The organism is Hydrogenophaga sp., from assembly GCF_041633695.1.
Taxonomy (GTDB): Bacteria; Pseudomonadota; Gammaproteobacteria; order Burkholderiales; family Burkholderiaceae_C; genus Hydrogenophaga.
This window is the reverse complement of sequence record NZ_JBFJMY010000235.1, coordinates 1-6,610: the sequence shown is the minus strand read 5'-3', so window position 1 is coordinate 6,610 and position 6,610 is coordinate 1. Positions and strand designations below refer to the sequence as shown.

At 66.4% G+C, this 6,610-nt stretch carries 8 protein-coding genes; 4 read left to right on the top strand and 4 right to left on the bottom strand.

Annotation, left to right across the window (positions count from 1 at the left end):
- From ABYB95_RS14470 to ABYB95_RS14460, 3 genes are all read right to left on the bottom strand, one after another.
- On the bottom strand, nucleotides 1–547 hold a 547-nt coding region (locus tag ABYB95_RS14470; protein ID WP_372659271.1), incomplete at its 3' end, for an HAD family hydrolase.
- Nucleotides 544–1,230, bottom strand: coding sequence for a DnaA regulatory inactivator Hda (gene hda, locus ABYB95_RS14465; protein ID WP_372659272.1), 687 nt, complete (start codon nucleotides 1,228–1,230; stop codon nucleotides 544–546). The genes ABYB95_RS14470 and hda, both read right to left, overlap by 4 nt.
- Nucleotides 1,231–1,247: 17 nt before the next feature.
- Nucleotides 1,248–2,360: an AI-2E family transporter gene (locus ABYB95_RS14460; RefSeq protein ID WP_372659270.1), complete on the bottom strand. Its 1,113-nt coding sequence runs from the start codon at nucleotides 2,358–2,360 to the stop codon at nucleotides 1,248–1,250.
- A 211-nt stretch (nucleotides 2,361–2,571) separates the two neighbouring features.
- Here ABYB95_RS14460 and purM point away from each other — a divergent pair, with 211 nt between their 5' ends.
- The 4 genes from purM (at nucleotide 2,572) to ABYB95_RS14440 (ending at nucleotide 5,868) form a co-directional block, all read left to right on the top strand.
- Nucleotides 2,572–3,609 carry a phosphoribosylformylglycinamidine cyclo-ligase gene (purM, locus tag ABYB95_RS14455; protein ID WP_372659269.1) on the top strand — a complete coding sequence of 346 codons (1,038 nt, stop codon included), beginning with the start codon at nucleotides 2,572–2,574 and terminating at the stop codon, nucleotides 3,607–3,609.
- Nucleotides 3,610–3,707: 98 nt separating this feature from the next.
- Complete coding sequence (locus ABYB95_RS14450) at nucleotides 3,708–4,265, top strand: isochorismatase family protein (protein WP_372659267.1); 558 nt, start codon at nucleotides 3,708–3,710, stop codon at nucleotides 4,263–4,265.
- Nucleotides 4,262–4,885 carry a DJ-1/PfpI family protein gene (locus tag ABYB95_RS14445; RefSeq protein WP_372659266.1) on the top strand — a complete coding sequence of 208 codons (624 nt, stop codon included), beginning with the start codon at nucleotides 4,262–4,264 and terminating at the stop codon, nucleotides 4,883–4,885. Before ABYB95_RS14450 ends, ABYB95_RS14445 begins: the two co-directional genes overlap by 4 nt.
- Nucleotides 4,864–5,868 (top strand): GlxA family transcriptional regulator, encoded by a 1,005-nt coding sequence (locus tag ABYB95_RS14440; protein WP_372659265.1) that lies wholly within the window; start codon nucleotides 4,864–4,866, stop codon nucleotides 5,866–5,868. Before ABYB95_RS14445 ends, ABYB95_RS14440 begins: the two co-directional genes overlap by 22 nt.
- Nucleotides 5,869–5,875: 7 nt before the next feature.
- On the opposite strand, the gene ABYB95_RS14435 is transcribed toward ABYB95_RS14440, so the two are convergent.
- Nucleotides 5,876–6,610, bottom strand: a 735-nt coding sequence (locus tag ABYB95_RS14435; protein ID WP_372659264.1) for a PA2778 family cysteine peptidase, incomplete at its 5' end; no start/stop codon positions are given.

Below are 6,610 nucleotides of genomic sequence, written 5' to 3'. Positions count from 1 at the left end.
ATTGTTCCACACGCAGCACTTTGCCGTCCCGAAACGAGGGTGTGCCCCGGATCTCACCCGTCACCTGGCCTTGTGCGTCGTGTTCGAGTTCGACCGCGATCAACTCGTCCACGCCAAAGGCCTGGGCGATCGGGCGGGTCACGAATTCGTTGGTGGCGGTGACGACGACCACGGTGTCACCCGCCGCCTGGTGCGCCCGCACCAAGGCCAGCGCCGGTTCGCGCAGCGCGGGCAAGATGGTGCTCTGCATGAAGCGTTCGTGGGCTTGTTGGGCCTGCTCCATGCCGTGTTCGCGCAAAACTTCGGTGGCAAAGCGCACGTACTCGGCAATGTCCAGCGTGCCGTCCTGGTAGCGCTTGTAAAAGGCGTCGTTGGCCCGGGTGTGGGTTTCGGCATCGCGCCAGCCGAGCGCCACGGTGAACTGACCCCAGGCGTGGTCGGAATCCAGCGGCAGCAAGGTGTGGTCGAGGTCGAACAGCGCGAGTCGTAAGGGTTTGGGGGCGCTGGGGTCCGCGCTGTGTACCAGCGCCGTGGAAAGGTCGGTCATTCGTTCTCTAACATCGATTTGATCAGTGGGATGGTGATGGCGCGCTGGGTACGCAGGGCGTAGGCATCGAGCTGATCGAGCAGCATCATGAGGCTGGAGAGGTCGCGCGAGAAACGCCGCAGCATGAAGTCCATCACCTCGTCCCCCAGGAACACGCCGCGCTCGTCGGCGGCGCGGCGCAGCACCGAGCGGCGTTCGGTCTCGCCCAACGCGTGCAGCTGGAACACGTGGCCCCAGCCCAGGCGGGTGCGCAGATCTTCGCGCAATTGCAAATCGGCGGGCGGGCAGGCGGCGGCGGCCAGCACCCAGCGCGCCGGGCCGTGCGCCGGGTTCTGGGCGTTGACGAACCAGTTGAAGGCGGCGGCCTGTTGGTCGGCGGTGTAGAGGTGGCAGTCGTCGAGCAAGACCGCGTCCCAGTGTTCGTCGAATTCGCTCGGGTCCAGCGTGCTGGCGTCGATCCAGCCGACCCGGCTGCCCTGGTCGCGCAAAGCCTCGCGCACCGCGCGCAGCAGATGCGACTTGCCGCTGCCGCTCTCGCCCCAGAGGAAAGTGGGAACCGGCGAGCGTTTGGGATTGCCCGCCCAGAGCGCCAGGTGCTCCGCAGCGGCCTCGTTGCCAGCCGGCACAAAATTGCTCAAGGTGGACACGGGCGACAAGCCGATGTCCAGCGCGAGCTGCTTCATGGCGCCGGGTTCGGTGCTCATGCAGGACCGTTCATGTCGGTGTCGGCAGCGGGTGGCAGCGCACCCTGCGCATCGGTGTACAAGTCGCTGGCCATGTAGCCGCGTTTGGCACGGCGAATCGCCACCAGCAACACCGCGCTGGCCGGCAAGGCCACCAGCACACCCACAAATCCGAACAAGTGGCCAAAGGCCAACAAGGAAAAGATCACGGCAATGGGATGCAAGCCGATGCGTTCGCCCAGCAAACGCGGCGTCAGGTACATGCTTTCTGCGACCTGCCCCACCCCGTAAACCGCCGCTACCAGCGCCACGCCCAGCAGACTCTGGAACTGCAACACCGCGGCCAGCAAGCCCATCACCAGACCAAGCCCAAAGCCCAGATACGGAACAAAAACCGCCAAACCGGTGAACACGCCGATGGGCAATGCCAGCTTGAGACCGACCGAGGCCAGCGCCACGGTGTAAAAAACCGCCAGCACGCCCATGACCAGCAACTGGCCCCGCAAATACTGGCCCAGCACCTCGTCGGTTTCGTCCAGAAAGCTTTGTGTGCTCACCTGCCAACGGGGTGGGATCAAGCCCTTGGTGCGGGCCACCATGCCCGACCAGTCCAGCAACAGGTAGTAGGCGACGATGGGCATCAAAATGAGGTTGCCAAACACCGCCGCCAGGGCGCTGCCCCCGATGCGCAGCGACGACAGCAGGCCGTTGATCAGTTCGCTTTCGCGCCCGGTGATGAGCTGGCGCAACCATTCGCGCACCTGTCCGGTGTCGACCTGCAGATCCAGCCCAAAACGGGCCGCCAAGGGCAACAGCAATTCGTTGAGCCGGTCCAGCAGCTCGGGCACCTGCTCTTTCAGCAACGGCACCTGTTTGGTGATCACCGGCACGATGAGCAAAAATACCGCCAGCAGCACCAGCATGAGCAAGGTGATGGCCAGACCCGCGCCCAGCCAACGCGGCACGCGCAAACGGTGCAAGCGCTCGACCAGTGGCTGCAGCGCATAGGCCAGCACACCCGCGAGCAAAAACGGCATCAGAACCGGTGCCAGCAGCCACAGCAAGAGCCAGATCACGACCGCGATGGCGCCCCAGGCCAGGCTGCGGATTTGAAATGGTGTGAATTGCATGGAAGAGGACAGGTGGATGGAGAACAGGCGTCTTGGGGACGAACCCTTAAAATCAGGGCCAAATTCTAGTCCGCCACCCCCATCATCACCGCAACCGCTCCCCAAACCCGCCCGGCGCCTGCCCAAGTCCTGCTTTGAATGGCCGAACGGCGCCCAGCGACCGCCCTCTTTCCTCTCCACCGAACGCCTTTTACGCCGAGCCCTTTGCGCCATGACCCACAGCACCACTCCCCTTTCCTACAAAGACGCCGGCGTTGACATCGATGCGGGCGATGCGCTCATCGAACGCATCAAGCCCCTGGCCAAAAAAACCATGCGCGAAGGCGTGCTGGCCGGCATTGGCGGCTTTGGTGCGCTGTTCGAGGTGCCCAAGCGCTACAAAGAACCGGTGCTGGTGAGCGGCACCGACGGCGTGGGCACCAAGCTCAAGCTGGCCTTTGAATGGAACATGCACGACACCGTGGGCATCGACCTGGTCGGCATGAGCGTGAACGACGTGCTGGTGCAAGGCGCCGAGCCCTTGTTCTTTCTGGACTATTTCGCCTGCGGCAAGCTCGACGTGGACACCGCAGCGGCCGTGGTCGGCGGCATTGCCAAAGGCTGTGAGCTCAGCGGCTGCGCACTGATCGGCGGCGAAACCGCCGAAATGCCCGGCATGTACCCGGCCGGTGAGTACGACCTGGCCGGTTTCTGCGTCGGTGCCGTCGAAAAGGCCAAGATCCTGACCGGCCAGAGCGTCACCCCCGGCGACGTGGTGCTGGGTCTGGCCTCGCACGGCGTGCACTCCAACGGCTTTTCGCTGGTGCGCAAATGCATCGAACGCGCGGGCGACAACCTGCCCGAGACCCTGGACGGCCAGCCGTTCAAACAGGCGGTGATGGCGCCCACCCGCCTGTACGTGAAGAACGTGCTCGCCGCGCTGGCGGCCCACCCCATCAAGGCGCTGGCCCACATCACCGGTGGCGGTCTGCTGGAAAACATTCCCCGCGTGCTGCCCGAAGGCACGGCCGCACACCTGAAAAAAGGCAGCTGGCCACAAACCGAGCTGTTTGCCTGGCTGCAAAAAACCGCGGGCATCGACGACACCGAGATGAACCGCACTTTCAACAACGGCATCGGCATGGTGGTGGTGATCGCCGCCGACCAGGCCCCGGCCTGCGCCGCCATGCTGCGTGAACTCGGTGAAACGGTGTTCGAAATCGGCGTCATCGCGGCGCGCGGCGATGCACCGGCCGTGGTCGTGGCTTGATGTCCTGATTTGATCGGTGCCTGTCTGCCTGGTGTGCAGACAGCGAGAAGAATGGCATAAACAATGGGCTGCTGAACCACAGCAACCGGAGCCCTGCCATGAAAACCTGTCTGATCGTGATCGACGTGCAAGAGTCGTTTCGACGCCGCCCCTTCTTCACCGAAGCGCTGCTGCCCGCGTATCTGGCGGCACAAAACGCCTTGATCGAGGGCGCCGCCCGGGCGGGTGTGCCGCTGGTCCGGGTGTTTCACGTCGATGGTCCGCGCACAGCGGCGAATCCGTTTGCACCCGAATCCGGTCATGTGCGCCCGCTCGAAGGCCTGGCACCGTTCGAGCCCGCGCTCACGGTGCAGAAATCGCGCCACAGCGCCCTGATAGGCACGGGACTCGACGTATGGCTGGTGCGCAACGGCATCCAGCGCATCGTGATCAGCGGCATCCGCACCGAACAGTGCTGCGAAACCACCACCCGCCACGCCGCCGACCTGGGTTACGCGGTCGATTTCGTCACCGATGCCACGCTGACCTTCGACATGCGCCAGCCCGACGGCCAGACCTTGAGCGCCCAAGACATCAAGACCCGCACCACCACCGTGCTTCAGGACCGCTTCGCCACCCTGTGCACCGTGGAGCAAGCGCTGGAGCGGCTGGCATGAACCGGGCCGCTCACACGCTGCACGTGGCCATTCTTGCGTTCGACGGTGTGGAAGCGCTGGATCTGGCCGGACCTTACGAAGTGTTCACCACCGCCAGCCGTATGCACCAACGCCAGGCGCCAGACGATGCGGCACCGTTTGCCGTGAGCTGCGTGGCGCGGCAGCACCTGCCGGTGCGCGCCCGCGCCGGCATGACGCTGCTGCCCACCCACAGCTTTGCCGACTGCCCGGCGGTGGACCTGTTGGTGGTGCCCGGCGGCGTGATCGACGGTGTGCTGGCCTGCCCGGACACACTGGCATGGGTGGCCGCCACCAGCCAGCGTGCCGCCCTCACCGCCTCGGTCTGCACCGGCGCCTTTGTGCTCGCGGCCAGCGGCGTGCTCACGCACGGCCCGGTCACCACGCATTGGGAAGACATCGCCGACCTGGCCCGGCAGTTTCCGGCGCTGGAGGTGCGCACCGGCGTGCGCTGGGTGGAACAGGGCCGCCTGGTGACATCGGGTGGCATCAGCGCCGGTATCGACATGAGCCTGCACCTGGTGTCCCGCCTCGCGGATCTGGCGCTGGCCGAACGCACCGCACGCCAGCTGGATTTTCAATGGACCCGGGAAGGCGGCTGATGGCGGCTGGCGCTGCACCGATCCAGGTCGCGTTCGTGCTCATGCCCGACAGCCTGATCCTGGACTGGGCCGGCCCGGCGGAGGCCTTGCGCATCGCCAACCAATGCCTGGTGCAGCAAGAACGGCCACCGGCGTTCGCGCTGCGCTTCATCGGTCCTCGGCCCGAAACCACCACGTCGGTGGGCGCACAGGTGCATGGCATAGCCGCCCTGCCCGCGTCGTGGCCCGCTCCGACCTGGCTGGTACTGGTCGGCCAGCCAGGCAGCCGCATCGCCGTGGACACGCCCGAGTTGCAGGACTTGTTGCACTGGTTGCGGCCTTTGAAACTGGTGGAGCGGCAACTGGAGCTGGTCACGGTCTGCGCGGGGGCCTTGCTCGCCGCGCACGCGGGTTTGTTGTCGCGCCGCCGCGCCACCACCCACCACCACCATCTGGCGGAGCTGGCGGCGGTGGCACCCGATTGCGAGGTGCTGTCCAACCGGGTTTTCGTGCAGGACGGCCCCTTGTGCAGCAGCGCGGGTGTGACCACCGGCATCGACCTGATGCTGCACCGCATTGCCGCGGTGTGTGGCCCGGCGCTGGCGGCCCAGGTGGCGCAAAGCATGGTGCTGGCCTTGCGCCGGGGGCCCAACGACCCCGAACTGTCGCCCTTTCTGCTGCACCGCAACCACCTGCACGCGGCCATGCACCGGGTGCAGGACGCGGTGTCCCAACAACCGGAGCGGGCCTGGACGCTGACCGACATGGCGGCTGTGGCCTGCACTTCGACGCGCCACCTGGCGCGCCTGTTTCTGGAGCACTCCGGCATTTCGCCGTTGACCTACCTGCGCCAGATCCGGCTCGCGGTGGCCGAAGCGGCCTTGCGCTCGGGCCACAACGTGACGCAGGCGGCGGCGCTGGCGGGTTTTCAGTCGGATACGCAGTTGCGCCGCACCTGGCACAGCCTGGGTCTGAGCGGTACGCCGTCCGTGGGGCGTCAATGAACAACCGCTACGGTTGCCGCGACTCCAGGCGCTGTTGCAAGGCCTTGTAGTCGTTCAGACGCGGGCCGCCCAGGGCCAGCGCACGCTCGATGGCCTGGCGCGCCAGCGGCAAGCGGCCGCGTTCCAGGCGCACCTGCGCCAGGTTGTTCCAGGCATCGGCAAAGTCGGGGTGCACACGGGTCGCCATGTCGTAGGCGCCCTCTGCGCGGGCCAGTTGCCCCTGGGCATAGGCCGTGTTGCCCAGGCCGAGCAAGCTGATGCGGTCCTGGGGCCAGCGCCGCAAGGCGGCAGCGTAGGCGGTGTGCGCGGCGGCCGGGTCCACCCGTTCCAGCGCCGCCACGGCGCGGGTCCAGGTCTCGGCTTCGGCACTGGCGGGAATGTGGTCGGGTGCGCTCACCCGCAAGGCCCAGTGCTCGGAGCGCGCCCAGGTGTACTCGAACGTGCGCATGGACATGCGCAAGCGCGCCGTGGTGCCCGAATGCAACACCACCTCTTCGCGTGCGCGGTCAAAACCGACCAGCACCGCGTAATGCCACGACGGCGCAAACGACAAGCCCAGGTTCTGCAGCACCAGCACCGGCTGCCCGCTGGCCACTTCGCTCAACAGCTTGTCCAGGCGCGGCTCCAGCGGATAGCCCACCAGCCCCAGGCGCCGTGTGGCCGCCAGCATCTCCAGTTGCAAAGCCCCCTCGCGCCCGGGCACATACACCATGGGCGTGAGCTGTTCTTGCGTCACCGACTT

Coding starts and splice junctions, on each gene's coding strand:
- hda (WP_372659272.1), bottom strand. CDS start 1,230: ATGAAGCAGCTCGCGCTGGACATCGGCTTGTCGCCCGTGTCCACCTTG.
- ABYB95_RS14460 (WP_372659270.1), bottom strand. CDS start 2,360: ATGCAATTCACACCATTTCAAATCCGCAGCCTGGCCTGGGGCGCCATC.
- purM (WP_372659269.1), top strand. CDS start 2,572: ATGACCCACAGCACCACTCCCCTTTCCTACAAAGACGCCGGCGTTGAC.
- ABYB95_RS14450 (WP_372659267.1), top strand. CDS start 3,708: ATGAAAACCTGTCTGATCGTGATCGACGTGCAAGAGTCGTTTCGACGC.
- ABYB95_RS14445 (WP_372659266.1), top strand. CDS start 4,262: ATGAACCGGGCCGCTCACACGCTGCACGTGGCCATTCTTGCGTTCGAC.
- ABYB95_RS14440 (WP_372659265.1), top strand. CDS start 4,864: ATGGACCCGGGAAGGCGGCTGATGGCGGCTGGCGCTGCACCGATCCAG.